Below are 26,346 nucleotides of genomic sequence, written 5' to 3'. Positions count from 1 at the left end.
CGAGGAGGGCGCCATCCGGGCGCCCTCGCCCGTTGGAAGGAGGCCCGTATGGCCACTAAGAAGGAGATCATGCGCCAGCTGCTGAAGGGGGTGAGCTGGAACGAGGCCGCCCGCGCCCTGAGGTGCAGCAAGGCGACGGTCGCGAAGTGCGCGGCCAAGATGGCGGAGGAGCAGATCGGCCCGGAGAGGCTGGAGTCGATGACCGACGCCGAGGTATCGGGCCTCTTCGCCGACGGCCGTGGGAAGCGCGGCGAAGAGTACCTCGAGCCCGACTACGCGCGCGTCTGCGACCAGCTCGCGAGGGTTCCGAAGATGACCCTCGCGCTGCAGTGGGCGCGCTACTGCGATTGTAACCCCGGCGGCAAGAGGCTCTACGGCTACTCGGGCTTCTGCAGGAGGGTCGGCGAGCACGCCCGCGCGCACGACCTCGTCGCGCGCATCGCGCACGAGCCCGGCAGGACGATGCTCGTGGACTGGGCCGGGCTCACCGCCTCGGTCTTCGACCCCGTGACGGGGAAACGGTCGCCGGCGTACCTGTTCGTCGCGTCGTTCCCCTGGTCGGCATGGGTGCACGCGGAGTGCTTCCCCGACATGCGCAGCCGGTCCTGGATATCGGCCCACGTGCACGCGTTCCAGGCGGCCGGCGGCGTGCCCGACATCCTCGTGCCCGACAACTGCGCCACCGCCACCGACAGGCGCCGTAAGTCGGAGCCGATCAAGGTCAACGACGCCTACCTCGAGATGGCCGAGCACTACGGCTGCGCGGTGGTTCCGGCGCGCGTCCGGAGGCCCAGGGACAAGGCGGCCGCCGAGAAAGCGGTCGACCTTTGCGAGACGTGGGTGCTCGCGCCGCTGGCCGAGGAGAGGTTCACGTCCTTCGATGAGCTGAACGCCGAGGTGCGCCGCCTCGTCGACGCACTCAACGCCCGCCCCTTCTCCAGGCGCGAGGGCTGCCGGGACGACGCCTTCTTCGGCGAGGAGAGGGCCGCGCTGAATCCGCTGCCGGCAGAGCCCTTCGAGCTGTACGAGTGGCGCCGGTGCAAGGTGTCGCCCGACTACCACGTCCAGTGCGACCACATGCGCTACTCGGTGCCCCACCGTCTCGTCGGCAGGACCGTCGACGTGAGGCTCGGCGCGGCCTCCGTCGCGATCCTGGACGGCGGCGAGACCGTCGCCGAGCACGGGAGGCTGCGCGGCCGCAGGGGCCAGTACTCGACCGATCCCGCCCACATGCCGCCGGAGCACCTCGAGGCTCAGTCGCTGTGGACGCGCGGGTGGTTCGAGCGCCGCGCCGGCGAGATCGGACCCGAGACCAGGAGGCTGATAGCGGCCGTGCTCGATGCGCACCCCGTCGAGGCGCAGGGCTACGTCCCGTGCTCCAACATACTGTCGCTCTCCGGGCGCGGACGGGCGGCCGAGCTCGAGGCGGCCTGCGCGCGCGTCAACGAGATGGGCGGCACCGCGACCTACACGCGCGTGAAGAACACGATGGCGGCGGCGAGGTCGGAGGCCGCCGCGCGACCGGCGGCCCCGACGGTGCAGGTCGTCGACCGCGCCGCGCATGCCGGCAGGGTCCGCGGCGCCGAGTACTACCGCAGGAGGCGGGGTGACGCAGATGCTCAGTGAGGAGGACTTCGCCCTGTTCACGAGATGGCGCGTGGGCGCCTTCGGACGCAAGCTGCGCGAGATCTGCGAGGACGAGGCGTTCGACGACATGACCTTCGAGGACAAGATCGGGGCGTGCATCGACGCCGAGCTCGAGGCCCGCGACAGCAGGAAGATCGACAAGGCGGTGAGGGCGGCCCGCTTCAAGATCAAGGGCGCATGCGTCGAGGACATCTACTACCTGCCCGACCGCAACCTGACGCGCGACCGGATCGCAGGGCTCGCGTCCTGCGCGTGGGTCGAGGCGCGCGAGAACCTTGTGATCATATCCGAGAGCGGGGGCGGCAAGAGCTGCATCGCGCAGGCGCTGGGCGTCGCGGCATGCCGGAGCCTCATGTCGGTGCGCTACGCGAGGCTCAACGACATGTTCCGCGAGATCAACGTGGCGAGAGGAGAGGGCCGGGTCTACGACGCGCTCGACCGGTTCTCGAAACCGGACCTGCTCATCCTCGACGACTTCTTCACCACGCCGATCGAGAACCCGCTCAACGCGGTCGGGTAGTGTCGAGAAAGTTGGTGTATGGTGCGATCCGGCAAGCGGGCGGCCATCACCCTGAATCTTCAACCAAGCCAATCCTATGCCGCCTCCAGCTCGTCCGCAAGCTCGAGGCTGGCCTCGATCGCCTTTCTCGCCACGACGATCCACTCCTCTCGTCTCTCCGGCGATGTCGTCTTCGCCACCCTCGGCTCCTCGTAGAGCTCGGACATCGCCCTTGTGGAGAAGTAGCGCGCATCCGACCACGCCTCGTCCTGGTCGCACATGACCGCTCCCGCCAGCCGCTCCAGCGACGCCGTGCTCGGGAACACCTGCACCACGCGCGCCCTGCGCTTTATCTCCCTGTTGGCGCGCTCCTGCACGTTGTTGGTCCTGAGGCGCTTCCAGTGGCTCGGCGGGAAGTCGAGGTAGGCAAGGGCGTCGGGCTCGGCTTCCTCCAAGATGCGGGCCGCCTCGCGGCAGCACGCCTCGAGCATCTCGATCGCCAGGTGGTAGGCGGCCCTCGCCGCCCCCGCCTCCTTGAGCCGGAAGACCGGGGCCACTATCCTGCACACGCGCCTGGCGAGGCCCCTCGACCCCGACGCGGCCCTGGCGCAGTCGCGCATGAGATGCACGACGCAGCGCTGCCACGCCGACCCCTGGAAAACCTCCTCGACGGCCCTCCTCAGGCCCTCGTGCGCGTCGGAGGTGACGAGCTGGACCCCTGTCACGCCGCGCGCCCTGATCCTCCTGAGGAAGCCGACCCAGGAGTCGTAGCTCTCGGTGTCCACGACGGAGACGCCCAGCACGCGTCTCCAGCCGTCCTCGTCGCAGCCGATGGCGGTGACCACGGCCGTCGAGGCGACGCGGCGGTCCCTGCGGCACTTGACGTAGGTGGCGTCCACCCACAGGTACGGCATCCTGAGCGCGCCCAGCGGCCGCGAGACGAGCTCCTCCACCTCGGCGTCCAGGTGCTCGCAGATCGCGCTGACCTGGTCTTTGGAGAGGCGCTCGACGCCCATCGCCGCGGCGACCTTCTGCACCTTCCTCGTGCTCGTGCCGGTCGCGTACATCTCGCTGACCGCCGCCACGATCGCCCTGTCGACCCTCTGGTAGCGCTCGATCACGTCGTCGGGGAAGAAGCTGCCGACGCGCAGCTTGGGGATGCGCAGCGTGAGCGTGCCGACGCACGTGACGAGGCGTCGCTCCCTGTACCCGTTCCTGCTGTTGCCCGTGGCGTCGCAGAGCTGGTCCGCCTCTGCGGACATGATCTCGTTGACCACGGACTCGGCTAGCGCTCTCAGGAGCTCCTGCATGTTGATGAAGCCGTCCTCGAAGCGGGGGAGCGCGGGCGGGATGGCCGCCGCCTCTGGTATGCTGTTCATTGCGGTCGTTGCCTTTCTCTAGAACCTGTAATGTCGCGATTTCAGATTCTAGGCAATGGCCGTTTCGCTTACAGAAAGCGCTCTCTTACACCAACATTTCCGACGTGATCCGCGGTCGACCTCTTCGAGATATTGGAGTCGCGCGAAGGCCGCGGCTCGACGATGTTCGCCTCGCAGCTCGAGCCCGACCAGTGGTACCTGAGGATCAACTCGGAGCTGTGCGCCGACTCGATACTGAACCGGGCCGTGGAGCACGCCAGGGTCCTCGACATCAAGGGGCCGAACATGCGGGAGTACACCGCCGGCCTCAAGGCAGAGATGGAAAAGGGATACTGGGACTGACTTCGGTATCCGTATAGTGGAAAGCCGGTGCCGCCTTTCGTAGAGGGGCGGTACCGCTCTTGTAGAGCGCCGGTACTAACTAGGTGCAGTACTCAGCGATCCAGTGGAGGGATGGCCGTCTCTTGCCTGCCTTATCACAATGCTCGGCGGCATCCAGCTGCTCTACCTTGGCATCATGGGACAGTACCTTGCAAAGACCTATCTCGAGGCCAAGCATCGCCCGCCCTACATCATCAGGGAATCCAACGACGATTGCGCGTAATCTTAGCCTGAGCTTTATGCCTTAGACGCGATGCCGAGATACTGGGTCCAGAACTCACGTGAGGTGAGATAGGGTCGCGCCTTCTTCCATGCGGCGCGCACCTTCTTGCCCTCCCGGCGATACCGCGCCATGAGCGCGTGTTCGCGGCGGCGGATTGCCTTAAAGCGCGCCCGATCCATGTGGCGGATCGCCCCGTGTTGGCGCGTGGCGTCCAAAAATACCACCGTCTTGCAACGCGAGGAATTGCTCTCGAGCGCAACGGATACGTTTTTGACCACATACCCCGGCTTCTTCTTCAACAGGAAATCGGGCAGATAGTGGCGGTCATACGGAATGCTTCGCAAAAGACGGCGGACCTTAGACGGCCGGTAGACAAGATCTGTGCGGGCGAGGACCTCGGGCGTGACCCCTGCCTCGCGCAGAACCGCCTGGTCGAGCTCGGCCACATCGAGGTGTTTCTCGTTAAGCGCACCGAGCTTCTTCATGATGGCAGAGCCGTCTGCCTGGGCGAGGAACTCAGGGCCCTTCAGGTAATCCTCAAAGCCGTCAAGCAGGCGCTCGGCGCTGATGTAATCCAAGTCGCGCAGGTGCAGGCGGATGCTGCGCGTAAGGCGCTGGATGGTCCAGAACTCGGAGGCGCAATCGTCCACCGCAACCGTAGCGAGAAAGTTCCGCGTGTACTGATAGCAGTCCACTGAGGCGCGGTAGCGGCCCTCAAAGCTCGCATGCCACACGCAGATGCCATCCATGGTCATATACGTGGGGTTGTTACGCACACCAAACTCCACGTCATCGCAGCGGATGAAAAACGGCATGGGAAGGCCGTTCTGGCGGATGTTCTCGACCGGGATGCAACTAAACCACCAGGCGCCGTAAGCATTGGGAACCTCGACGCTCGTCCGCTCGTTGTAGAGCATACCCTCGAGCGTGCCGGCGTCGGCATCGCGCTTGATGCGGCGGTACGCACCGTTGTCCACCACGTAGGCAACATCCTCAAACTGGCGCGTAGGCTCCTCGAGCGAGAGCATAGCGCCGTTGATGAACGCGTGGCGATACGCACCGCGGGCAAGCGACAGCAGGGCAAACACGCGGACAAAACTCTCCGGCATGATACGCACGTCGTCATCCATAACGATAACGTGGGTGTAGGCGCCCGGCACCTCACTCGCCGCCATCATGCCGCGCGCAAAGCCGCCGGAACCACCCGCATTGGGGTTGGGCAGCACCGTGACCACCTCGTCTGAGAGGGCCTCCACATCAAGCGTGCGCCCGTTATCGACCACAAACATGTGGAAACTGCGCGCGAGGGCTCCGCCCTCAGCGGCGATACCCTTCTTTACGAGCTCGATGTTGGGAAGAATGTAGCGCTCGTTCTGGAACGTGGTCGTGGCGATAGCAAGAGAGACGCTGTTGACGCTCCCCTCCTCGACGCTCGCCGTATAGAACGCACGGCAAATGCTTACCGTGCTACCCTCAGTGGGCGCAACCGAGAAACCGACCAGGTCAAAACCCGACGTGTCGATCTGAACAACGAGCTCGAGAGTTTCCTCGGATGCAAGGTCATAGCGGGCGATTTGCTCCACCGATGAGGCGTCGGTCCTCACGCCTGTCACCGTAAGCGTGCCAGAACCCGCGTAGGCAACATGAAGCGCGACTTGCTCAATACCCGTGTACTTGCGCCATTTGATAGCCGAGAGGCCGTTGATATAGGTGAGGAAATCCACTGCGCCCGTCACGCAAAGAGCGCCGGCCTCCGCATCGTAGCGCGCGTCGCTCGGCGCACAGCGATAGTACAGCTCGGGGTGCTCTGCGGCGTGATCGTCCACGTGCAGGACAACGTTGGCGAGTTTGATGTCTGTGACCATGCTCTCTCCGTATCGCTTATGCTTCGGGCACAACGGGTACTTGGAAGTAGCCCGAGGCCTGGTCGAGATTCTTATTGAAGTAGGGGTCGCCTCCGGCGCGGACTCCGGGATGCTCCGCGTCAAACTGCGCAATATCCTCTGATGAGAACTCCGGCGCGTTGACGGCAAGGTTGTAACGCTCCTTCGGGCACACGACGCCCGTCTGGAGCTTGACCGTGGGCGTGAGGGCAATGCGGCCGCCGTTGCGCGCAAGGCGCCAGCAGAGCTCGGCGCTCCCCACCTCGCCCTGATACGCCTCATCAAAGCCACCCGCAGCCTCAAAGCGCTCGCGCGCCACGCAGAGACCCAATACGCTCGCAGCGCTCGCGTTCTGGAACGCGCGCAGGTTGCACTGGTAGCCCGGGAAGTCGTCGGGATATCCTCGGTAGAGCGGCATGATGCGCTCGGGCGTGATGGCGATGCCATACATCCGGTTGGTGCCATCCGTATACAGGAGCTTAGGCGCAGCGGCAACAACGCCCTCAATCTGGCACAGCGAGACCAGCTGCTCAAGAGGCTCGGGCGTGGTGAAGAAACACGTGCTGTCGGCAAACAGCAGGTACGTGCCACGCGCCACCGCGGCCCCCCGGTTGAAGCGTGTGAAAAGGCCAGCGGATGCCTCCGCCTCGACTAAGGTCAGGTCAAGATTTGGATAGCGCTCATGAGGCTCGGCGTCGAGCGCAGAACCTACTAGGATTACCTCGCACGCATCGTAGCTGTTCGTCTGCAAGAAGTATTCTAGGAAGGAGTCGGGCGAGGACTCGTCCGCGCAATCGACCACGACCGAGACGCGCTCCTGGCGCGAGCACGTGAACCACAGGTTGTGGATGTTCACGATGCCCGACCCCACAATGTGTCCACCCGGGGCGCAGGCACGAAAGCGGTTTGAGGCAGAGAGTCGGTACGCCTTTTGGCTGTAGGGCTTTGCGTCGGGGTTAGCCGCAGTCGACGCCGCACTGATGCGCCAGTGATACAGAACGCGCGGCTCATGGTGCACGGCGCGGGCATGCAAGGTGGCGAACAGAACCATGTTGTAGTCCTGTGCACCGTCATAGCGTTCATCGGGCCGCGGCATCTGATCGATGATAGAGCGACGGACGGTCATGAGGTGCACGATGTAGTTCTTGCAGAGCAAGAGCTCGGGCGCATAGTCGGGCTTGAAGAGCGGGTGCAGGGGCACAAAGCCGTCGTCCTCGCGAACAACGAGGTCCTCGTCACAGTAGAGCACGCCAATCTCGGGGCGGGCGCGCAGGGCAAGCACGTAGCGATAGAGCAGGTCCGGCTCGAGATAGTCATCGTGATCGAGGAAGCAGCAGAACTCCCCCGTTGCCGCAGCGAGCCCGCGATTAGTGTTCTCGGTAATACCGTAGTTGCCATCAAGCATCACGTGCTTGACGCGCGTGTCCGCGCTGACGTACCCCTCCACCTCGCGCGCAAGATCTGTCATCTCGGGCGAGGCGTTGACCAGCACAAGTTCCAACTCACCGTAGCTTTGCGCCAACACGGAGTCCACCATGGTGTGCAGGTACTCGGAAGGGGTCTTGTATAGCGGGACTATGAAGCTGAAGAGGGGGCGGTCCTGCCACGTCGCAACCTCGGCGCGTTGGCGGACAAGCTCCGATTCGCCCACACGATGCGCCTCGAACCAAGCGGCGTACTCCTTGCTCTGAGTCCAGGCATCGATGGGAAAATCGTCTTTAGGTGGCGGATCGAGGTGGCGGCACACAAAGCGCACGCACCGCTTGGTGAAGTCGATAACAGCTGCCATTTACGCTCCCCGCAACAATTCAACTGATGGCATTCTATCAGACAAAGGGAAGGGGCGAAGGTCGAGCCTCCGCCCCTTGGATACCATAACGCATCGTCGAGAAGCCTACGCGCGCAGTGCCCTCACGTAGTCGCAGAGCTCTTCCTCCCAGTCGCGCGGGGTGAAGCCGGCGGCCTCGATCTTGGCGAGGTCGAGCGCCGAGTGCTCCGGGCGCGGCGACACGGGGCCGGTCGCCTTGGCGTAGTACTCCGCGGTCGTGACGGGCCGCACGGCGCCGCCGTTGCCGTTGGCGAGCTCGAACACCTCGCGCGCGATGTCGGCCCAGCTGGCGGCGCGGCCCTCGCCGGTGAGGTTGTACGTGCCGCAGGGCGCGGAGGCGGCAGGAAGCACCGAGCCCTCGCGGTAGCCGAGGAGCCAGAGGATGCCCTCCGCCATGTCGCGCGTGAAGGTGAGGCGGCCCACCTGGTCGTCGACGACCGTGACCTCCAAGAGCGCGTCGCCCGCGTCCGCCACGCGGTCCGAGAGCGCGCACATGGTCTTGACGAAGTTCCTCCCGTCGCCGATGACCCAGCTCGAGCGCACGATCCAGTGCGCGGGGCACCCCGCGACGGCGAGGTCGCCCGCCGCCTTGCTCTGGCCGTAGACCCCGAGCGGCGAGAGCGGCTCGTCCTCTGTGTGGAGCTCCCTCGTCCCGTCGAAGACGTAGTCCGAGCTCACGTGCACGAGGGAGATGCCCCTCTCCGCGCAGGTGCGGGCGAGGAGCGCCGGCCCCGTCGCGTTGGCCTTCCAGCACGTCACGCGCCCCTCGGGCGTCTCGGCGGCGTCGACGGCCGTGTACGCGCCGCAGTTGATGACGGTGCCGTAGAGGTCCCAGTCGACGGTGCCGTACGCAGCGGGGTCGGACATGTCGAAGGTGTCGATGTCGCAGTAGTCGAAGGCCATGAGGCCGCGCTCCTCGGCGAGCGCGCGCACCGCGCGGCCGAGCTGGCCGTTCGCGCCCGTCACGAGCGTGCGCCTGGGCTCCATCGGGCGGACGTCCCTGAGGAGGGGGTGCGCCCTGTCGGCGTCGGAGAGCTCCGCCTCGGCGAGCGGGATGGGCCAGTCGATGGCGAGCTCGGGGTCCGCGAGGTTCACGAACGTGTAGGTGCCCTTGAGCTCGGCGGACCAGTGGGCGTCGACGAGGTAGGTGTAGGCGGTGCCGTCCTCGAGCGCCTGGTAGGAGTTGCCCACGCCGCGCGGGACGTAGATCGCGCGGGAGGGGTCGAGCGTGCAGGTGAAGACGCGGCCGTAGGCGGGGCTGCCGGCGCGGAGGTCCACCCACGCGCCGAAGACCGAGCCGGTGGCGACGGAGATGAACTTGTCCCACGGCTCGGCGTGTATGCCGCGCGTGGCGCCGCGCTGCGTGTTGAAGCTGATGTTGTTCTGGACCCAGCGGCGGTCCGGGAGGCCGAGGCCGAGCGCCATCTTGGCGCGCTGCCAGTTCTCCTTGAACCAGCCGCGGTTGTCCCCGTGGACGGCGAGGTCCACGACGACGAGCCCGGGGATGCCGGTCTCGGTCAGGCCGAGCTCCTTCTCGTATGCGATGTCCGCCATGCGGTCACCCCTTATGTCGGTGCTGGAATCGGATCGTGTCGCAAGGGCGCCCGCCGCGCGGAGCCCCCGCCGGGCGATCATCCCCATGGCGCCCGCGGGGGCGCCGCGCGGCGGGCGCCCCGTCTGCCCTACTGGCCCTGCGCGGCGTAGCGCGCCTCGGTGGCCGCCTTGGCGGGGCGCCACCAGGCCTCGTTGTCGCGGTACCACGCGACGGTCTCGGCGAGGCCGGCCGCGAAGTCGGTGTGCGCCGGCTCCCAGCCGAGCTCGGTTCTGAGCTTGGTGGAGTCGATGGCGTAGCGGCGGTCGTGGCCGGGGCGGTCGCGCACCCAGTCGAAGTCGTCCGGCTCGCGGCCGAACGCCTCGAGGATGGCGCGCAGGACGTCGATGTTGGAGCGCTCGCCGTCGGCGCCGATGAGGTAGGTCTCCCCGATGCGCCCGCGGGTGAGGATCGTCCACACCGCCGAGGAGTGGTCCTCGGTGTGGATCCAGTCGCGGACGTTCCTGCCGTCGCCGTAGAGCCTGGGGCGCACCCCGTCGATCAGGTTGGTGATCTGGCGCGGGATGAACTTCTCCACGTGCTGGTAGGGGCCGTAGTTGTTGGAGCAGTTGGAGATGGTGGCGCGCACGCCGAAGGTGCGGTGCCAGGCGCGCACGAGCAGGTCCGAGGACGCCTTGGTGGAGCTGTACGGCGAGCTCGGGCGGTAGGGCGTCTCCTCCGTGAAGCGCGCCGGGTCGTCGAGCGCGAGGTCGCCGTAGACCTCGTCGGTCGAGACGTGGTGGTAGCGGACGCCGTATTTGCGGCACGCCTCGAGGAGCGCGTAGGTGCCCTCGACGTTGGTGCGCAGGAACGGCTCCGGGTCGGCGATGGAGTTGTCGTTGTGGGACTCCGCGGCGTAGTGGACGATCGCGTCGTGGCCGGGGACGAGCTCGTCGAGGAGCGCCCGGTCGCAGATGTCGCCCACCACGAGCTCCACGCGGTCGGCGGGCAGCCCCGCGATGTTCTCCGGGTTGCCGGCGTAGGTGAGCTTGTCGAGCACCGTCACGTGCACGCCCGGGTGGTTGTTCACCACGTAATGCACGAAGTTGCTGCCGATGAAGCCGCAGCCGCCGGTGACGATGATGTTGGTCGGCTCGAAGGTGTCGGGCATGTGTCTCCCCTCTCGGATCTTTCGCTGCGCGGGTCTAGTAGGCGCTCGGGCGGTCGCGGTAGACGCCGTCGGCGACCTTCTTGAGGTGCTGGCCGTAGACCGACTTGCCGTAGCGCTCGGCGCACGCCTCGAGCGTGGCGCGGTCGATCCAGCCGTTCTCGTAGGCGATCTCCTCGAGGACCGACACCGGAGTGTCCTGCGCGCGCTCGACGGCGCGGACGAACTCGCCGGCCTCGTAGAGCGACTCCATGGTCCCGGTGTCGAGCCAGGCGTAGCCGCGCCCGAGGGTCACGACGTCGAGGAGGGCGTCGTCGAGGTACATGCGGTTGAGGTCGGTGATCTCGAGCTCGCCGCGGGCCGAGGGCCGGACGAGCGCGGCGCGCGCGGCGACGTCTCCCGGGTAGAAGTAGAGCCCCGTGACGGCGTAGGAGCTCTTGGGCGCCGCGGGCTTCTCCTCGATGGAGACCGCGCGGCCCGCTCCGTCGAACTCCACCACGCCGAAGCGCTCGGGGTCGTCCACGTGGTAGCCGAAGACCGTGGCGCGGCCCTCGGAGGCGTTGGCCACGGCGCGGCGCAGGTGCCGCGAGAGGCCGTTGCCGAAGAAGATGTTGTCCCCGAGCACGAGCGCGCAGGGCTCGCCCGCGATGAAGCGCTCGCCGATGAGGAAGGCCTGGGCGAGGCCGTCCGGCGAGGGCTGGGCGGCGTAGGAGAGCGAGATCCCGAAGTCCGACCCGTCGCGCAGGAGCCGCTCGAAGTTGGGCAGGTCCGCGGGCGTCGAGATGATGAGGATGTCGCGGATGCCCGCCATCATGAGGACGGAGAGCGGGTAGTAGATCATGGGCTTGTCGTACACGGGCAGGAGCTGCTTGCTCGTGACCGTGGTGAGCGGGTACAGGCGCGTGCCCGACCCGCCCGCGAGGATGATGCCTTTCATGAGCGCCCTTTCTTGAGTCACCTATGCTGGAGATGATTCTAGCGCGTCATGCGGGCGCGAGCGAGCCGGATGGGGTGTCTCTAGGCAAAGCGCACAGGGCGGCGCCACGCGCGTCACCCCACTCTCCATCGAATTGAAGAACCGCTTCGATACGCCAGACAAATCAGCTAGCAGAGCGGCAGGAAGAGCCTGGTTGTTCCCCCCAGTTCCTTAAACCCAAAATGGCGATAAAAGGCAGAAGCCTCGCTGTTTGCCGGATCGACCAGAAGCGCTCGGGCTCCTATCTGACCAGACACCTCGACGGAACGCAGTATAGCGTCCCTTAAAAGGGAGGCTCCCAGCCCCTGGCCCTGAAAATGAACATCTACGCCCAGCATCCCCAGAAGTATCGCAGGTATGTGCTCTGGGGTATTGCGCTTCAGCCAGCCACCCTCGACATCGGTGCGCAATACGGAATGCGCGCTCAACGCGTAGAGCCCCGCGATGATTCGCCCGCTGTAGACAACGTAAACGATCGCAGTCCCTTGCCTCATGCTCCGGTGCGCACGGCAATGCACCCATGCATCCACCACATCAACACCAGAGATAAAATCTCTCACGTCGTCTGACTCCAAGAGCTTACGAGGCGCCGAGAAGCAGCTCATTTCCATACCGGCTCACGTTGCAAAAGCCGACGCGCCTCTTCGGGCATACCGGCATCGAGAGCGTTCTTGAACTCATTGAAGGCGTCTATCGAAAGACGGGTTGTGGACTCCTCTGAAACATCCCGACGAGCTGCGGAAAGCAGGTTCTCGAGAGCCCACTGGGTCAGGCTCATGCCTTTGATTGCAGCTGCATGCTCAATCTCCCTGCGCTGCGCTTCCGTCATACGCATGTCCAGACGAGCTCGTTTCTGCATCGAAACCGTTGCCATGGGGAATCCTCCTCACATAACTCACTCGCAATACGACATTTTAGCAGTATAACCAAATGTACGGGGATATTACGTACATGGCGTATTAACCCACAAGCACTCATCACCGAGATTCCAAGTCTTGAAAAGCGCGTGAGGACACCGCACGAGTGAAAGGTGACGTTCGACGGCTTCACTGCGATTGACAGCGCCGAGACGGAATGCGAAAGTCTTGGAATCTCAAACGGCACTCTTTATGAGACCCAAGCCACAGGGGAAATGAAACATGCGGAGACTGCCATTGAGGACTAAAGATTCGACGGTATTATTCTTTACGCTGACGGAGCGTCACATCTTAGTACCGTTCTGTCAGCATTTCAATTTTAGAATACAGGCATTTCCCGACGCGATGCAGAAAACTCCTATCCGCCCGACTATCTCGGTTCTGAATTGCGTCCGATAGCTTTTTATACGCATCGCATAGATCATTCTCCCGCAAAGGGGAGCCCGATATGCGGCGCGACGGGCCCCGTGCGCCGCAGCCTAGCCGCCTCCGGCGCCCAGCGCTGGCTCTGTCGCGGCTACGGACTCTCGTTCACAGCCTCGACCGGTGGCGTGCTCGCCCCGTCAAGGTGAAGATTCAGGTTCAGGTCGACGGCACGCTAGTCGCCGAGTCACTCGCGGGTAGAAACCGCAGGCAGTCCTTCTCAAAGCCGCGCAAGGCCATGAGGCACAACGGCCAAGTCTCCATATGGGACGTCTCCAGCGAGCATCCCTACGCCGTCTGCGGAGCCAATGACCGCGGGGGTGTCCTCCCGGAACTCTCCAGCTGCGGTCGTTGCACCGACGAGCAGGTCGGCCGCGCGCTCGAGAGCAAGGTCTCGTCGGGACCCTGGTCGCCACCGGCCTGCACGGCGCCTACCGCAGGCTCCTTCCCAGGATGGGCGCACGCCGCGAGGCGTTCAGGTCAGGCGCGCCCGAAACGAACCGGCGCCCGGCGTTCGTGAACTCCCTGCACTCGAGTCTCAAGTCATTCCTCGCGCCCCTCCGCGGCGTGCCCTCGCGCCGCCTGTGGCAATAGCTGTGGCGGGTCGCCCGAACGGTCCAGACCTCCGTCGGTGCCGACAACATTGGCCGGCCCCTCTTCGCGAGTGAGTGCGAGGGACTCCTACTCGATTACGAGGCACACACTATGGGACGCCCGCACCCATTCGCTGAGCACTCAGGGATGTTAGCGGTGGTTTTGCAGAGCCAAAACTTTAAGCGCGACGAACACTGTTATTCATTCAGCACCAACCACCCGCCGATTGAACCAATTAAACACATAAGGGAATGCTAGCATCATTGATAATGCGGATAGCGACGCGTATTTGTTGGGAAGGAAGAGTCTATGAAAGTACGCACGCTCACTAGGAGGCTATTTGCCTCGCTCTTCGTACTAATTGCCGCCTTGGCAATTACTCCAACCGCTGCGCAGGCAGCCGAAACAACAACCATCTACAGGCTTTATAACAGCAGCACGGGCGAACACCATTACACTCACGATGCAAACGAATACGCAACACTTGGAAGAATCGGCTGGGTCCAGGAAGGTTGCGCTTGGATTGCGCCCACCCAATCTCAGTCTCCCGTCTATCGCCTGTACAACCCCAATAGTGGGGACCACCACTACACTATGGACGCCAACGAAAGAGACGCGCTGGTTCGTATTGGCTGGACATACGAGAATATAGGTTGGTATTCCGACGAAGCCAAGACAGTTAAAGTCTACAGACTTTTTAACCCCAATGAGGTAATTGGAACGCATCACTACACCACGAGCCTGAATGAGTACAACACGCTTGGAAACATTGGCTGGAGGAAGGAAGATGTGGCTTGGTACGCCGTCCAACTTCCGCCCACCACTCCAAGCAATGGAAGCCAATCCCAAGGTGGATCAGGAGCCAGCGCCCCCTTCCAACCTTCGACACCGCAAGAATGCGTCGTTTACTGGACACCCGGCGGCACCAAATGGCATTCGACCAAAGACTGCCCAGCACTCGGGCGCTCGCACACCATCTTAAGTGGCACAGTTCAACAGGCGCAGGCTGCCGGCAAAGATGCCCCTTGCAAGGATTGTCATTAACGACACACTTACGGACATTGGCCCGAACGATGAAACCGTATGGGGCGGATATTGAGTAGGCCGCATCCGCCCCATGGAGCATCTCGACAACAAGTAATTCTAGACAAGATTTAGATATTTTCCGTAATACGGATCTGCTCCAGTGAAGTACTCAGGCCAATCTTCTCTAAGCTTACCTTGCTCGGTAACAAAGCGTACTGCACGTTCTCCGACTTCGTCGCTACCGCGGCTAAACGACTCGTAATGGTAGAGTACGGCGTCTGCATCATAAACTACCAAATATCCTGCCTCTCGAGCCCTCAGACAATAATCAACATCGTTATATGCAACCGCGTATCGCCCAGAAAGGCCACCCAACTGGTCGAATACGGACCTTTTGGTAAGAAGGCACGCACCGGTAACAACAGAAACATCTTGCGAAAAAGCTGCGCGATTCATATAACCGCAATCGTCTTTATCCAGATGACAGAACACGTGAACCGGGCCGCCAACTTCTGCAAGGGTTTTGCAACTTAACATGGCAACCCCCGCATGCTGAATAGTATCGTCGGGATAGAGTAATTTTGCACCTACGACAGCAACATCCTTGCGCTGACAGAACCCCAGCATAGAATCAAGCCAGTTTGGCTCAATGATCTCAGTATCATTATTCAAGAGCAAAAGGTAGTCGCCGCGGGCGTGCTCGGCACCATAGTTATTTATATTCGAGTAGTTAAACTCATCAGACCACGTGATAACGCGCACGTTGTCGTACCTTGTCTGGACTTCGTCATAGAATTTAAACGTATCGGTGCACACGCTGTTGTTTTCAACGATTACCACTTCAAAATACTTGTAGGAAGTAATCTGCTCCAAAGAATCCACGCAGCGCGAAAGCACCTCAACACTATCTTTGTTTGGAATGATTATGCTGACAAGCGGACTCCCCTCTACCCGGTAGGAGGTCTTATAGAAAAACATGACATCCGATTCTGCTGCTCGAGCAGAAAGGGAGCAGCGAGAGAGATGTTCGTCAAGAGCGCGCAAGCCAGCAAGTTGAGCATAAGGCTTGCTCTGAGAATTACTGGCGGTGGATGTAGCGCTTGCGCGCCAGTGATACAGCACCTCTGGAATATGAGCGAATCTGTCCGTACGCTCTGCCAAACGCAACACAAAATCATAGTCCTGTGCTCCGTCGTACTCTTTGCGAAGCATCAGGTCACGCACGTAATCAGCCCGCACGGTAAGCAAATGAGTTACATAGTTATGAGCCCGAAGCAAATCCAAGTTAAAATCTGACTTGAAATGTGGGGCAGAGTATTCGCCGTTTTCCGAAAGAATGTCCTCGTCGCAATACAGGGCATCTATTTCAGGGTGTTCGGATATCTCCTTGGCATAGCGGAACAAGACAAGTTTATCGAGCACGTCGTCATGGTCGAAGAACGCGATATATTCACCGGTGCACGCTTGAATACCGGCGTTAGTGTTCTCAGAAATCCCCAAGTTCTCCGATAGTGTGAGAATCTTAACTCTATCGTCGGAAATCGAGTCGAGCTCGTGACACAGCTGTTGATTATCCGGAGTGGAATTAACCAGAACGAGCTCCCAGTCAGTATAAAGTTGGTCCAAAACAGATTGAACCATCTCGCGAAGAAAGGCAACTGGAGTGTTATACAAGGGCACAACGATACTTATTTTTGGGCCATTTGCGACAACGTAATCCCGTGGATTTGCAAGCTCGTACTTGCGCGCATGGTCACGAGCCAGGTTAGGCCAAATCCACGCCCGGACGGCACGGTAGTAGAACATAAAATGATTGGTAAAGGCAGGAGTCGTGCGCCCCTTGTACAGGCTCATAAAACCCGAGCGAACATCGCCCCCGCCTTTGGCCACAAGGCAATATGCATTTCCGTCGTCCGGAATTCGAGCCGTAAAGCTTGTTTCAGCTCTCGGAACGCCATCATAGACAACTTGTTGTGTCGGCAGCAGGTAAGGTGAGAATTCATCAACTTGATTACCGTCAGATGCAAGCAGCTGTAGCTGTGGTCTGCCAGTTTCAGAAGGGGTGCAGATGATTCCCTTCACCACTAACTGATGTCGCTTCTCGGCCACCGAACAGTACATTGGCTTGATATGGATCTGGTCGGAATATGTAAAACGATCAATGTCGCGCAGATGAGAGACCTCACCATAGTTGAGTTTATAGTTCAGGCGAGAAAGCCATTTTGTAAGGGTGCGTCGAACACGCTTTACCTTTGAATCAATAACATCCCTGCCCGCGCCAATGGCCTCAAACGTGAAAATAATCTTGCTCGTGTTCAACATCGGTGTTGCGAGGACGCAATTCCGCATAGCACCCCCACTTGACACTGAGTTGCTTTGATGCCGATTTAGATAGTAGACTTCGACCGGCAAATCCACCCCACACTCCGATTTGGCGGAAACCCTCATCTCTGTGGTACCCGGCAATACGGTAATTTGCGCGTCGATGTAGATTACGCCTCCGCCACGACATACCTTGCCGAACTTAACCTTCAACCAAATCACATCCTAACAGCCGAAAACAGCCTCTATGCAAATATGCGCGAAACCACTAGCAACCAAAGAGTCCCATATAGTAACAATCCTGTGCCAATTCCTACAACGCACGAAAAAGCTCTACTAGAGAAATGAGCTTCAACTCGAAACGAGAAGACAAAGCAAAACACAAGTAGCCACAAAGGGGCCATGTATCGTGCTTGCACACCGGCAATAGTTGAGGAACCTACAGCGGTAAAAGAAATATATAAGGCGGAGCAGACTAGGGCCAAAGTACAAACGATTATGAAACTGGCCCAGAGCCTATTCTTTGCCGAGAGCATCCGGGCGGACAAACTATCAGAATCGAGTATCGAAACCACTATGACCGCAATAAAGACAAAACCGGTCAAAAATGGATACATACTGTTTAACGAACCCATATACGAAAGATTGGTAAAGCCATCTTCGATTGTTCCAACGGTTAGGTAGTTACCCAATAAGAAGCGAATCAAAATAGAGAGATAGCCAAGGGGGCTTTGCATCACAAATGACAGCTGCCCGGAAGAATTAACCTCAGTTCCGCCACGAAGATCTCCGACATCACCGGGAACCGGCAATATGATGGGAAGCATAAACGAGACGATGAGAAGAAACGCCATAAACAGAGCGAAGATGATGCATTTCTTAGCATCACTCTTATCACAACGGGTCCATAACAAGATGCAAACTATACCCATGATTGGGAAGTAGACAGCTTTGGGGCAAAACGCTATAAAGAACACCCCGATAGAAACAAGAACCCTGCCGTAATCAATAGAGCCGGCTTTAAGGTATTCCCGCAAAAACATAGCAAGCGCGAGGTGTGTAAACGAGATAACCCACGGATCATACGAATAGTTTGCCGCCATGAACAGCGTTGTTGGCATAAGCGACAAAACCAGCAAAAGTCGTCTTTTTACAGGGATAATCCGAATCGCAGCGTATGAAACCAGTGAGTAAGAGAGAAGATTTGCGATTCTCCCCATCAAGAACGTTGCGGTAAACGACAGACCCAACAATCTACCGAGCCATAATCCGATTGCAGATGGAATATAACCAACACTCGTTACCGACGCAACAAAGGCATTTATTCCGCTACTCGTAGTGATCGAATCAAGTGTATTGTTACGGTCAAGCTCGGCAGTAGTCTTATCGATTTGCTCTTTCTTCCAAGTCTGATCTAAATTGATTGGATACCTCTTATTGGAAACATCTTCGCTAAATCCAGGCTCAACACGAAACAGCTCGCCCACCATGCGATCAGAGGCGGTCTGCTCAACATCAGCGATGTAAGACAGCTGTAGCGCGCGGATATAATGCACTTCATCATCCCATGAGTATAGATTACCAGCCGGAAAAGCAATAGCAACGATAATCCCGGCAGGTACTGCAATCGCAAGAAAGACGTTTTCAATACGAAAGGATGGGAGCGAGCATTCCACGCACAGGAATGCAATTGCAAGAAAAACCGCGGCAAAAAAAGGCACCGTAATATAAGGGGAAAGATCAAATACCGTTACAGATAGACCTGCAAGGATCACGGAAGCTGCGGCCGACGCGAAAATGATTGTTTTGAGTTGGATCGAAAGACTATGCAGGCGATTTACAATATCGTCAAGATTCTTACGAAGGCTTTCAGATATCTTCCTAAGCGATACAGGACTTGCACCAATCCGCACTACAAGAATGAAGGAATAAGCGATTCCAAAATAGACCACCAATCGCTTGACGTTCCAGTCTGGAAATAGCAATGGACTCGAAGACAAAGAACCGACGAGGGTCCCGCATTCAATCAAAAGGGAAAGAATCAAGGCAATCACGACGTGCGAAATAAACGCTCCACGCTTACCTTGGGCAGTTTTCGATTCTTTGGAACAGGCTCCGTACAGCCTCATTGTTGAAATAACTGCAACAATAACCCAAATGGAGAGAATCAGATACGAAGCAATTGCACTACCGTGATGTGTTGTTGAAAAGATAAGGCCGCCCACTGCAAGCACAGTGGCACAGACACCACAGGCTAGCTTCTCTAGTAAGGTCAGTGAAGATAAACTCAACCAAGACAGCGAATGGCAGCAGGACTGCTTAATCATATATTCCCTTCAAATCGTCTACAAGAGAGTCGCCGTTGCAAAAAAAGAGCAACGGCGACCGTAGCGGCAATATCAAAAAACTATTTCAATCCGTACCAAGCAATGCCTTCGCTCCTCCAACCAAGGCGCACCAGCGTATCGCGTTCATTGGCATCCCTAGTGTAGTGATGAGCTCCCGGTCCAAGCTGGTTGGGGTTGAAGAGACGGTACAAAACCACTTCTTTTGAATCGTCAGAATACCAGCAAATATTCTCATAGTTCCATCCAATTGACCTTAGGACATCTCGCTCATGTGAATCTGTTGTGTAATGATGATCACCATTATTCGGATTATACAAACGGTAAACTGGGGTAGACGAAGAGGACGGCGCATGCCAGCCAATTTGCTCGTATATCCAGCCTATACGTACAAGAGTATTTCTCTCATTTCTATCGGAAGTATATAGATGTTCGCCTGTATTTGGATTGTAAAGACGGTACATTGCAGCCGTCCCGCCATTTGACGGATCCTCGGGTGCCAGGTTCTCCAAATCGACAAAGTCAAAGTTTATATCCACGTTGCCATCAATGCCCGGGATGCGTCCGTTGCTCATGCACTGCCACATATCATACGAACCAGAATAGGTGCAACTTGTGTTGTATTGCGCAACCCACTTGCTCCACTCACCAAAGGAACTTTCCGTTAAATAGTTAGTCCACCAATTCTTGTTTGCATACACGCCAGCGTTATAGCCGGCATTCTCGATAGATGAACAGAATGTGATGGCAATCTGCTCAAGCATCTGGTTGCTGACAGTATGAAAAACCCCGTCATCCATACCCGAAGGACGACCAGAAGAATCCTGCTGCTCAAGGTCAAGATAAATGGGGTAGGCAACTTTTGAAGGAGAGAGACCCGCTTCGCTTAACAGGCGCATTACATGAGACGCCTCGCTTTGCGCCATAGAAGTATTATATGCATACGAATAAATATAAATACCAAAGGGTATTCCGTTGTTCAGGCAACCACGCACATTGTTAAGAAACTCTCGGTCATCCTGAGAACGAAAGTTGTCTCCCCAACCGCATCGGATAATCGCGTAATCGACAATGCCCGATGCCTTTACCATGGCCCAATCAATCGTACCTTGCCACGACGAAACGTCGATGCCAAAACCCTTGGCACCCGTCACGGTCATACCAGTGGAACCGTCAGTACCCGTAGCCACATACGTTCCGCCACCAGCATTCGACCACGTATTACCGCCTTTGCTGAAATCGATAGCAGCAGTGGAAATGCCGACATCCTCGGGCGAAGTCTCAGTGCTTGCTCCGTCGATGAGATAACCGTCAACGAAGCGGAAGCTGTTCGCAAAGGCGCCCGAAGCATCTTGCTCTGGTTCCTGCTGGGTGCCTTCATCTGCAGCGGAAGAATCACCTTGAACAGCCATTATGTCATCGTCAGCAGTGACAGCAACGTCATCGAAAACGGCCGCAGCTTCATCTTGCTGTGAAGTCACGGCGTCGTTCTGCCCCTCGGCAAATGCGCAAACAGGCACTGTTACCGCAGTAAGCAACAAGACGCCGACAGCCCCCGCAATAATCGGTCTAGAGATGTTCCTCATAAACCCTCCAACCCATCTCAAAGCTCGTAGCATATGCCGTATGCAATTATGGCACAGGCATCTCATAAGACCCGAAGCTTCATGGGTTACGCGCAACGTGCCAGCATTTTCCACTCAGTTGACGACTCAGTACTGACCCGCAGCATTTAAAGTCTGCGGTCCAAAATGCTCAAATATGTAGAATGATACCCTCCTCCCAAGGGCCAGAAGTAAACGTTCCAAGACTGGCCTTCAGTACGTGAACAACAATATGCCCATTCGCCACCCCGGCCCAAGGCTCTCGACCGAAAGAAAGGCCCACACCGCGGTGTGACGCTATAAACCTAAGGCTCTCGCTGCCCACAAAACGAAGTACTAATCAATCTAGCGTCATCAAGATTCTTGCGCGCTTCGATAGAGGAATAGCGGCTTATAGGACAAAAAGTGTGTCCGCTTCAGGGGCATCGATGCGGGTCGATGCTTTTTTGTTCGTTTAAATCTACGCGGTGGTTTTAACCGCTCGGACAGAAGGTGTGTCCGGTTTCATCCCGGCCCTGCAGGTGGATGGCGGAAATCGGGCCGTTAAAATCCGAATATCCAGGGGGATCGAGATGAAGGCGGTCAGATGCCCCTCCTGCGGGGCGACGATGAAGAGGAACGGGAAGACCAAAGCCGGGTCTCAGAGGTGGAGGTGCCCCTCCTGCGGGACCTCCTCGACCGTCTCCTACGACGATACGGCCGCGAGGCTCGGGGAGTTCCTGGCGTGGCTGACGTCGAAGGACACCCAGCTCTCGCTGCCCGGACAAGGACGTACGTTCAGGAGGAGGATCGCCGGGTTCTGGCGCGTCTGGCTCATGCCCGAGCCGACGGGCGAGGTCCACCGGGTGCTCTTCGTCGACGGGATCTGGCTCGCGCGCGGCCTCGTGGTGCTCATCGCGCACGACGGGGAGCACGTAGTGTCGTGGTACATGGCGCAGTCGGAGACCTCGAGGGCCTGGGAGGCGCTGATGGCGCCCGTCCCGGCGCCGGACGTGGTGGTGTGCGACGGCGGGATGGGCTTCGAGAGGGCAAGGCGCCGGGTGTGGCCGGGCACGCGGGTGCAGAGGTGCCTCTTCCACGCGTTCTCGCAGGTGAAGAGGTACACGACCTCGTGACCGAGGCTCCAGGCAAGACGTGAGCTCTACGCCCTCGCCGTCGAGCTCATGCACCTCGACACCCTCCGCCAGGCGAGCTGGTGGACCGAGCGCTACCTGCAGTGGTGCGGGTTCTGGGCAGACTTCCTCGAGGACGTCTCGTACGTCTGTGTTTGGTCAAGTCTTCTTTTTGGAAAAGGGCATGCGCTTCTTTCGGGTTCGGTCGCGAAACTTTTTCGGGTTCCGGCACGGGCTCGCCGCTAACTTCCTGACTTGCCCAGCATGAGCGATTGCTCCAGCCTGCGGCTGGGGCCGCCGAACCCCACGAGCCTGCCGTGGTGGACGACGCGATCCACGATCGCGGCGGCGAGCTTGTCGTTGGCGAAGACCGTCCCCCACTTCGAGAACTCCACGTTGGTCGTGAACACGACGTTCCTCCTCTCGTACGAATCCGATATGACCTGGTATAGAGCAGGCGGGCCCGTCGACGTCGAAGGAAACGTAGCCGAACTCGTCCGGTACGACCAGCGATGCGCGCCCGATGTCCGCCACCAGCCTGTCCAGGGCCCCTCCCGCTTCGCCTTGCCGAGCTGGAGGACGAGCGAGGCGGTCTGGTAGAACCTGACCGGGATGCCGCGACGGGTTGCCTCGACGCCGAGCGCGGTGACCATGTGGGTCTTACCGCGGCCGGTCGGGCCGTGGAAGACGAGGTCCTCCGCATGCCCGACGAAGTCGAGCGAGAGCATCTCCTCGCGGCCCCAGCCCTCCGGGAACCGGACGAGGGACCCGTCGAACCCCTCGGCAGCCTTGGGCACGGGGAACCTGGCCTGCCTGAGCAGCCTCGCCCGCTTCGAGCGCTCGCGCGACTCCAGCTCGCGGGCGAGCATCGACGAGCACGCGGAGAGCTGGCCGGGGATGGCGGTCTCGGGGAACCACACCGCCGTGGCTTTCGAGATGAAGAGCGCGCGAGGCGAACTCGGAGTGCTCGGCGCCAGACAGCCTCGACATCGGAAGCGTCCCCTTCCAGCAGCTCGAACGCGCGATCGTACCCCGCGAGGTCCACCGGTTCGTCGTACTCGACCAGTGCGTCGCCCGCCGCCGCCCTGACAGCCGACAGCTCGAGCGTGGCGACGTCCACGCCGCCCGTCGCTTCGAGCGAGCGCATCGCCCCCTCCACCGCCGCGGCCCAGCCGCGGCGGGCGCTCACGTCGCGCAGCGCCCTGAGGTCCGCGCTGAGGTCCGCTGGCTCCTCCGAGTCGAGGAACTCCACGAGCTCGACGGGTAGCGACCTCCTCACCACACTGTCGCGCTACCCGCCGGGACGTGCGCAGAGCAGCCTCAGCTGGAGCGCGGGGTCCGCGGAGTCCGTCGGCGCGTCGCCCCACTCGCGCGGGTACTCGGTGACGACCTCGCCGCCGAGCCCCACGACCGCGACGTCGAAGGCGCCCATGGCGACGGCGACCTCGCGGGAGGCCATCTCCGGGCCGGCGGAGTAGGGGTGGTTCCCGCCGGCCCTGAAGCCACCCTGCTTGTCGCACTTCCTGGTGAGCCACGTGACGCACGCGAAGGGCGATGCGGGCAAGGGCGAGAGCGCCGCGCGGTCGTCCTCGAATAGCTCGGGCTCGGTCGCGCCCTTTCTGTAGTGGGGCTTGCCGTCAGACGCCTTCAGGCACGCCTCGAGGAGGCTTTTGTTGTAACCCCTTGCGTCGAAGAACTGCGGTATCAGCACGAACAGGTTGCGCCGAAGCGCCCCGACCTTGTTCTCCACCGAGCCCTTCTCGTTGCCGAAGCAGGGTTTGGCGAAGCTGTAGTCCAGGCCGTAGTGCGCAGCGAAGCGGCGGAAGAGTTCCGAGGTGACCACCTGCGCGCTGATGCGGCGCCCGACCTCGGTGGCACTGTCGAACACGGCGCGCAGCGGCACGCCTCCCAGGAACTCGAACACGTCCCCGAGCCCCTGGCAGACGCATTCGGCCGCCCCCCCCCAGAACACCTGTGCGAGCCCGACGTTGGAGTGCGGGAACATCACGACCAGGAAGTGCCCGCGGATGAGCACGCCCCGCACGCGGAAGTCGGCTTGCCCGAAGTCGACCTGGCACTCGCCGGGCAGCCAGTCGAGCAGCAGGAACCCCTGCGCCTCACGGGAGTCGAGCCCCGCCGCCAGCTCGGTGCGCCTGCATTTCACATATCTCCGCACGGTCGAGTACGACCCCTCGAAACCCCGCTCCTCGACGAGCCTGTCGTAGACCTTCTTGGCCGAGTGGCGCTGCTTGAACCAGCAGCGCCTGTCCTCGCTGAGCCATGAATCGATCAGGTCCGCATAGGGTGCGAGCAGGGGCGATCCAGGGGTTTTGCCGACCCTGGGAGGCTTTTCGGAGAAGTCTGCCTTTCTAAGGTACTTCCTCACCGTCGGCTCCGAGACCCCGGTGTCCCGGACTATCGAGGCGACGTTCTCCCCGCTCCTGCCCAACCTTCTGATATCGTCGATCTTGTCCACGCCGATCATTTCCTTTCCCGGCCCTCCCTTGTCGAAACCGATGCAACGACAACGTTAGGCCGAACGGGATGGTCGGTGCGCCCATGCTCAGACCCGAAAGTTTTTCGTACTCATTACCGAAAAAACAATATGCTCAAATTCGCAAATCAGAGGTTATCAAACACGGACAATGAAGAGGCACGTCACGAAGGGCTCAGCGGCCGCTCGCGATGGGAGCGTACACGCAACGCGTCTGCATGCGTACTTGGACTCGCAAACGAGTCCAACAAAACAGACGCCCGTGACCCCATCCACCACAGATCCATGTCGTTCGTGAACAACCTGCGCTCGTGGAAGAAGCACTACCCGCAGTGCTTCACTGTCATGGCCCTACCACCTGCAGCCCTCTCGGTCTCAATCTCTACGACCTCCGCACACTCACGGTGAAGCATAGAGGCAAAAGGCTGTCGAAAATCTCTGGGATAATCCACCGTATGCTGCTGACCCACCCGCGTTTCCTTGGTCCACGCTGATAGCGCAAACGTCTACTCGGCTGATTGCCGGCCATAAGAGTCTTTGCAAATCTAATCGGAAATAGACGTCTTCTTCCCCTACATTTTCACATTCAAATACCCGAAAACCCAATCTCGCACAATGATTCGGACCTACTTCTCAAGAATCGCAAACACATCAACACCATCCACTGAATACTCTGCAAATCGGACTTCGACTCTTGTAATATGAGGTACGCTATAAGGTAGCCTGTAAAGATGTAACAGTAAGCTTATTACCATCAAAGTATTCGTGTCTTTATGTAAAACGGAAGCATATTAATGTGAATATCTCTATTGGAATGCTCGATAGGTCTTTTCGAGAGTGAGGTTATATGAACATTGTTTTATTCTCCGCGCTCTATAAACCAAGCATCGGAGGAGTCGAGAACTACACGGAACAAATGGCGCGCACGTTGCAAGCGGATGGCCATCATGTCTCAATTATCACCTACGATATTTCTACCAATCCATCATTCGAAAGCCTGCCTGAAGGCAATATCATTCGGCTTCCATGTCATCCACTAATGAACGGCAGGCTTCCCCTGCCTAGGTGTTCTAAGCTGAATCGTAGACTTTGGAAGAATCTGAAGGAACTAGAAACTGACGGAATTGTTATTAATACGAGGTTTTACCCACTGTCAATACTGGCGGCAAAATTCGCAAAGCAGAAAGGAATCCGCCCGATTGTACTTGAACACGGCTCCGCGCACCTAACGTTCAACCAACCTATTGTAGATATTATAGTTCGCCTGTATGAGCATTCAATCACTTTGTTGCTTAAGCACTACAAACCTTCTTTTTATGCAGTATCAAAAAAAAGCGCAGAATGGCTAACGCACTTCGGCATTAAGGCGGATGGCATTATCCCTAATGCCATCGATGCCCCGGCCTGGAGGAAACAGGCTTCGCCACGCGATTTTAGGCAAGAGCAAAGCATCCGCCCCAGTACTCCAATCGTCTCGTTTGTCGGGCGCCTAGTTCCCGAAAAGGGCATACTTCAACTCATCGAAGCAATGAGGCAACTCGAGGAGGGGCGTAAAACGTGCATGCTTCTAGTTGCAGGTAGCGGAACTCTTTTCAACCAGCTTAAGAACAACCTACCGAACAATGCAAAACTGCTTGGTAGTCTATCAAAACCTGATGTCGCGGCATTATTGCTTCAGAGTAGCTTGTACTGCCTTCCCTCTCGTTCGGAAGGATTTGCCACCTCACTTTTAGAGGCCGCTGCAAGCGGCACGCCGACCCTAACCACCAATGTCGGTGGCTGCGATGAGCTAATTCCGGATGAAAGGTATGGATTCCTGCTAAAAGATGCAAGTGCAAACTCGATAGCCAAAGGCATAACCGAAGCGCTTACAACGGTTGCCAATGACGCAGAAATGGGTGCCCGAATCCGCAATCGTGTAGAAGACGAATATAGCTGGGAACGCAGCTGCGAACTACTTACATCCGCACTAATAAGGAACAAACTCGCCTAAC

Annotated in this window: 19 protein-coding genes and 1 pseudogene; 7 read left to right on the top strand and 13 right to left on the bottom strand. The window is 59.4% G+C overall.

The genetic code is table 11. The annotated features are described in order from the left end of the window. Positions 1-48 precede the first annotated feature (48 nt). A complete protein-coding gene (gene istA, locus B5F89_RS03015; protein ID WP_158098409.1) occupies positions 49-1,626 on the top strand; it encodes an IS21 family transposase in 1,578 nt (525 codons plus the stop codon). Next, positions 1,616-2,167, top strand: a complete 552-nt coding sequence (locus B5F89_RS03010) for an ATP-binding protein (protein ID WP_239286651.1) — start codon at positions 1,616-1,618, stop codon at positions 2,165-2,167. Before istA (B5F89_RS03015) ends, B5F89_RS03010 begins: the two co-directional genes overlap by 11 nt. A 74-nt stretch (positions 2,168-2,241) precedes the next feature. On the opposite strand, the gene B5F89_RS03005 is transcribed toward B5F89_RS03010, so the two are convergent. Beyond that, the gene (locus B5F89_RS03005; protein ID WP_087430330.1) at positions 2,242-3,525 is read right to left on the bottom strand and encodes an IS256 family transposase; all 1,284 of its coding nucleotides are present in this window, start codon (positions 3,523-3,525) and stop codon (positions 2,242-2,244) included. A gap of 123 nt (positions 3,526-3,648) precedes the next feature. Here B5F89_RS03005 and B5F89_RS03000 point away from each other — a divergent pair. Together B5F89_RS03000 and B5F89_RS09955 are read left to right on the top strand one after the other, a co-directional pair. After that, a pseudogene (locus tag B5F89_RS03000) lies at positions 3,649-3,867 on the top strand (ATP-binding protein); the annotation flags it as partial. A 103-nt stretch (positions 3,868-3,970) separates the two neighbouring features. Continuing rightward, a complete protein-coding gene (locus tag B5F89_RS09955) occupies positions 3,971-4,129 on the top strand; it encodes a hypothetical protein (RefSeq protein ID WP_239286645.1) in 159 nt (52 codons plus the stop codon). 14 nt (positions 4,130-4,143) lie between these two features. Here the strand turns inward: B5F89_RS09955 and B5F89_RS02995 are convergent, their stop codons facing one another. The 7 genes from B5F89_RS02995 to B5F89_RS02965 all read right to left on the bottom strand — a co-directional run bounded on the left by B5F89_RS02995 (position 4,144) and on the right by B5F89_RS02965 (position 12,389). After that, on the bottom strand, positions 4,144-5,994 hold the full coding sequence (locus B5F89_RS02995; protein ID WP_158098406.1) for a glycosyltransferase: 1,851 nt from the start codon (positions 5,992-5,994) through the stop codon (positions 4,144-4,146). Positions 5,995-6,010: 16 nt separating this feature from the next. Continuing rightward, positions 6,011-7,801 (bottom strand): glycosyltransferase, encoded by a 1,791-nt coding sequence (locus B5F89_RS02990; RefSeq protein WP_087430327.1) that lies wholly within the window; start codon positions 7,799-7,801, stop codon positions 6,011-6,013. 105 nt (positions 7,802-7,906) lie between these two features. Further along, complete coding sequence (locus B5F89_RS02985) at positions 7,907-9,394, bottom strand: sugar nucleotide-binding protein (protein WP_087430326.1); 1,488 nt, start codon at positions 9,392-9,394, stop codon at positions 7,907-7,909. A gap of 128 nt (positions 9,395-9,522) precedes the next feature. Next, complete coding sequence (gene rfbB, locus B5F89_RS02980) at positions 9,523-10,542, bottom strand: dTDP-glucose 4,6-dehydratase (protein ID WP_087430325.1); 1,020 nt, start codon at positions 10,540-10,542, stop codon at positions 9,523-9,525. Between the two features lie 34 nt (positions 10,543-10,576). After that, on the bottom strand, positions 10,577-11,476 hold the full coding sequence (gene rfbA / locus B5F89_RS02975; RefSeq protein ID WP_087430324.1) for a glucose-1-phosphate thymidylyltransferase RfbA: 900 nt from the start codon (positions 11,474-11,476) through the stop codon (positions 10,577-10,579). A 167-nt stretch (positions 11,477-11,643) separates the two neighbouring features. Next, positions 11,644-12,075 carry a GNAT family N-acetyltransferase gene (locus tag B5F89_RS02970; protein ID WP_158098405.1) on the bottom strand — a complete coding sequence of 144 codons (432 nt, stop codon included), beginning with the start codon at positions 12,073-12,075 and terminating at the stop codon, positions 11,644-11,646. Between the two features lie 41 nt (positions 12,076-12,116). Then, positions 12,117-12,389, bottom strand: a complete 273-nt coding sequence (locus tag B5F89_RS02965) for a DUF1778 domain-containing protein (RefSeq protein WP_087430322.1) — start codon at positions 12,387-12,389, stop codon at positions 12,117-12,119. A 1,369-nt stretch (positions 12,390-13,758) separates the two neighbouring features. On the opposite strand from B5F89_RS02965, the gene B5F89_RS10100 reads away from it, so the two are divergent. Continuing rightward, positions 13,759-14,493: a hypothetical protein gene (locus B5F89_RS10100; RefSeq protein ID WP_204230558.1), complete on the top strand. Its 735-nt coding sequence runs from the start codon at positions 13,759-13,761 to the stop codon at positions 14,491-14,493. A gap of 99 nt (positions 14,494-14,592) precedes the next feature. On the opposite strand, the gene B5F89_RS02950 is transcribed toward B5F89_RS10100, so the two are convergent. The 3 genes from B5F89_RS02950 to B5F89_RS02940 all read right to left on the bottom strand — a co-directional run bounded on the left by B5F89_RS02950 (position 14,593) and on the right by B5F89_RS02940 (position 20,728). Further along, positions 14,593-17,010: a glycosyltransferase family 2 protein gene (locus tag B5F89_RS02950; RefSeq protein WP_143758325.1), complete on the bottom strand. Its 2,418-nt coding sequence runs from the start codon at positions 17,008-17,010 to the stop codon at positions 14,593-14,595. A 32-nt stretch (positions 17,011-17,042) separates the two neighbouring features. Continuing rightward, positions 17,043-19,124, bottom strand: coding sequence for a DUF2142 domain-containing protein (locus B5F89_RS02945; RefSeq protein ID WP_087430319.1), 2,082 nt, complete (start codon positions 19,122-19,124; stop codon positions 17,043-17,045). Positions 19,125-19,204: 80 nt separating this feature from the next. Beyond that, a complete protein-coding gene (locus tag B5F89_RS02940; protein ID WP_158098404.1) occupies positions 19,205-20,728 on the bottom strand; it encodes a glycoside hydrolase family 25 protein in 1,524 nt (507 codons plus the stop codon). Positions 20,729-21,318: 590 nt separating this feature from the next. On the opposite strand from B5F89_RS02940, the gene B5F89_RS02935 reads away from it, so the two are divergent. Beyond that, positions 21,319-21,861, top strand: a complete 543-nt coding sequence (locus B5F89_RS02935; protein ID WP_143758323.1) for a transposase — start codon at positions 21,319-21,321, stop codon at positions 21,859-21,861. Between the two features lie 239 nt (positions 21,862-22,100). Here the strand turns inward: B5F89_RS02935 and B5F89_RS02930 are convergent, their stop codons facing one another. After that, positions 22,101-22,778, bottom strand: coding sequence for an ATP-binding protein (locus B5F89_RS02930; protein ID WP_087430316.1), 678 nt, complete (start codon positions 22,776-22,778; stop codon positions 22,101-22,103). Positions 22,779-23,149: 371 nt separating this feature from the next. Continuing rightward, on the bottom strand, positions 23,150-24,334 hold the full coding sequence (istA, locus tag B5F89_RS02925; protein WP_158098403.1) for an IS21 family transposase: 1,185 nt from the start codon (positions 24,332-24,334) through the stop codon (positions 23,150-23,152). Positions 24,335-25,199: 865 nt separating this feature from the next. Between istA (B5F89_RS02925) and B5F89_RS02920 the strand changes: the two genes are divergently transcribed. Continuing rightward, the gene (locus B5F89_RS02920; RefSeq protein WP_087430314.1) at positions 25,200-26,345 is read left to right on the top strand and encodes a glycosyltransferase family 4 protein; all 1,146 of its coding nucleotides are present in this window, start codon (positions 25,200-25,202) and stop codon (positions 26,343-26,345) included. Position 26,346: the final 1 nt, after the last annotated feature.

Origin of the sequence: Collinsella sp. An307, assembly GCF_002161805.1 — a bacterium.
In the GTDB taxonomy this organism is placed as follows: domain Bacteria; phylum Actinomycetota; class Coriobacteriia; order Coriobacteriales; family Coriobacteriaceae; genus Coprousia.
The sequence above is the reverse complement of the archived record's forward strand: the minus strand, read 5'-3'. Positions and strand labels throughout refer to the sequence as shown.

What these genes read in the sequence shown, in the direction of transcription:
- istA (WP_158098409.1), top strand. Translation starts at nt 49, where the DNA reads ATGGCCACTAAGAAGGAGATCATGCGCCAGCTGCTGAAGGGGGTGAGC.
- B5F89_RS03010 (WP_239286651.1), top strand. Translation starts at nt 1,616, where the DNA reads ATGCTCAGTGAGGAGGACTTCGCCCTGTTCACGAGATGGCGCGTGGGC.
- B5F89_RS03005 (WP_087430330.1), bottom strand. Translation starts at nt 3,525, where the DNA reads ATGAACAGCATACCAGAGGCGGCGGCCATCCCGCCCGCGCTCCCCCGC.
- B5F89_RS02995 (WP_158098406.1), bottom strand. Translation starts at nt 5,994, where the DNA reads ATGGTCACAGACATCAAACTCGCCAACGTTGTCCTGCACGTGGACGAT.
- B5F89_RS02990 (WP_087430327.1), bottom strand. Translation starts at nt 7,801, where the DNA reads ATGGCAGCTGTTATCGACTTCACCAAGCGGTGCGTGCGCTTTGTGTGC.
- B5F89_RS02985 (WP_087430326.1), bottom strand. Translation starts at nt 9,394, where the DNA reads ATGGCGGACATCGCATACGAGAAGGAGCTCGGCCTGACCGAGACCGGC.
- rfbB (WP_087430325.1), bottom strand. Translation starts at nt 10,542, where the DNA reads ATGCCCGACACCTTCGAGCCGACCAACATCATCGTCACCGGCGGCTGC.
- rfbA (WP_087430324.1), bottom strand. Translation starts at nt 11,476, where the DNA reads ATGAAAGGCATCATCCTCGCGGGCGGGTCGGGCACGCGCCTGTACCCG.
- B5F89_RS02965 (WP_087430322.1), bottom strand. Translation starts at nt 12,389, where the DNA reads ATGGCAACGGTTTCGATGCAGAAACGAGCTCGTCTGGACATGCGTATG.
- B5F89_RS10100 (WP_204230558.1), top strand. Translation starts at nt 13,759, where the DNA reads ATGAAAGTACGCACGCTCACTAGGAGGCTATTTGCCTCGCTCTTCGTA.
- B5F89_RS02945 (WP_087430319.1), bottom strand. Translation starts at nt 19,124, where the DNA reads ATGATTAAGCAGTCCTGCTGCCATTCGCTGTCTTGGTTGAGTTTATCT.
- B5F89_RS02940 (WP_158098404.1), bottom strand. Translation starts at nt 20,728, where the DNA reads ATGAGGAACATCTCTAGACCGATTATTGCGGGGGCTGTCGGCGTCTTG.
- B5F89_RS02935 (WP_143758323.1), top strand. Translation starts at nt 21,319, where the DNA reads ATGAAGGCGGTCAGATGCCCCTCCTGCGGGGCGACGATGAAGAGGAAC.
- B5F89_RS02920 (WP_087430314.1), top strand. Translation starts at nt 25,200, where the DNA reads ATGAACATTGTTTTATTCTCCGCGCTCTATAAACCAAGCATCGGAGGA.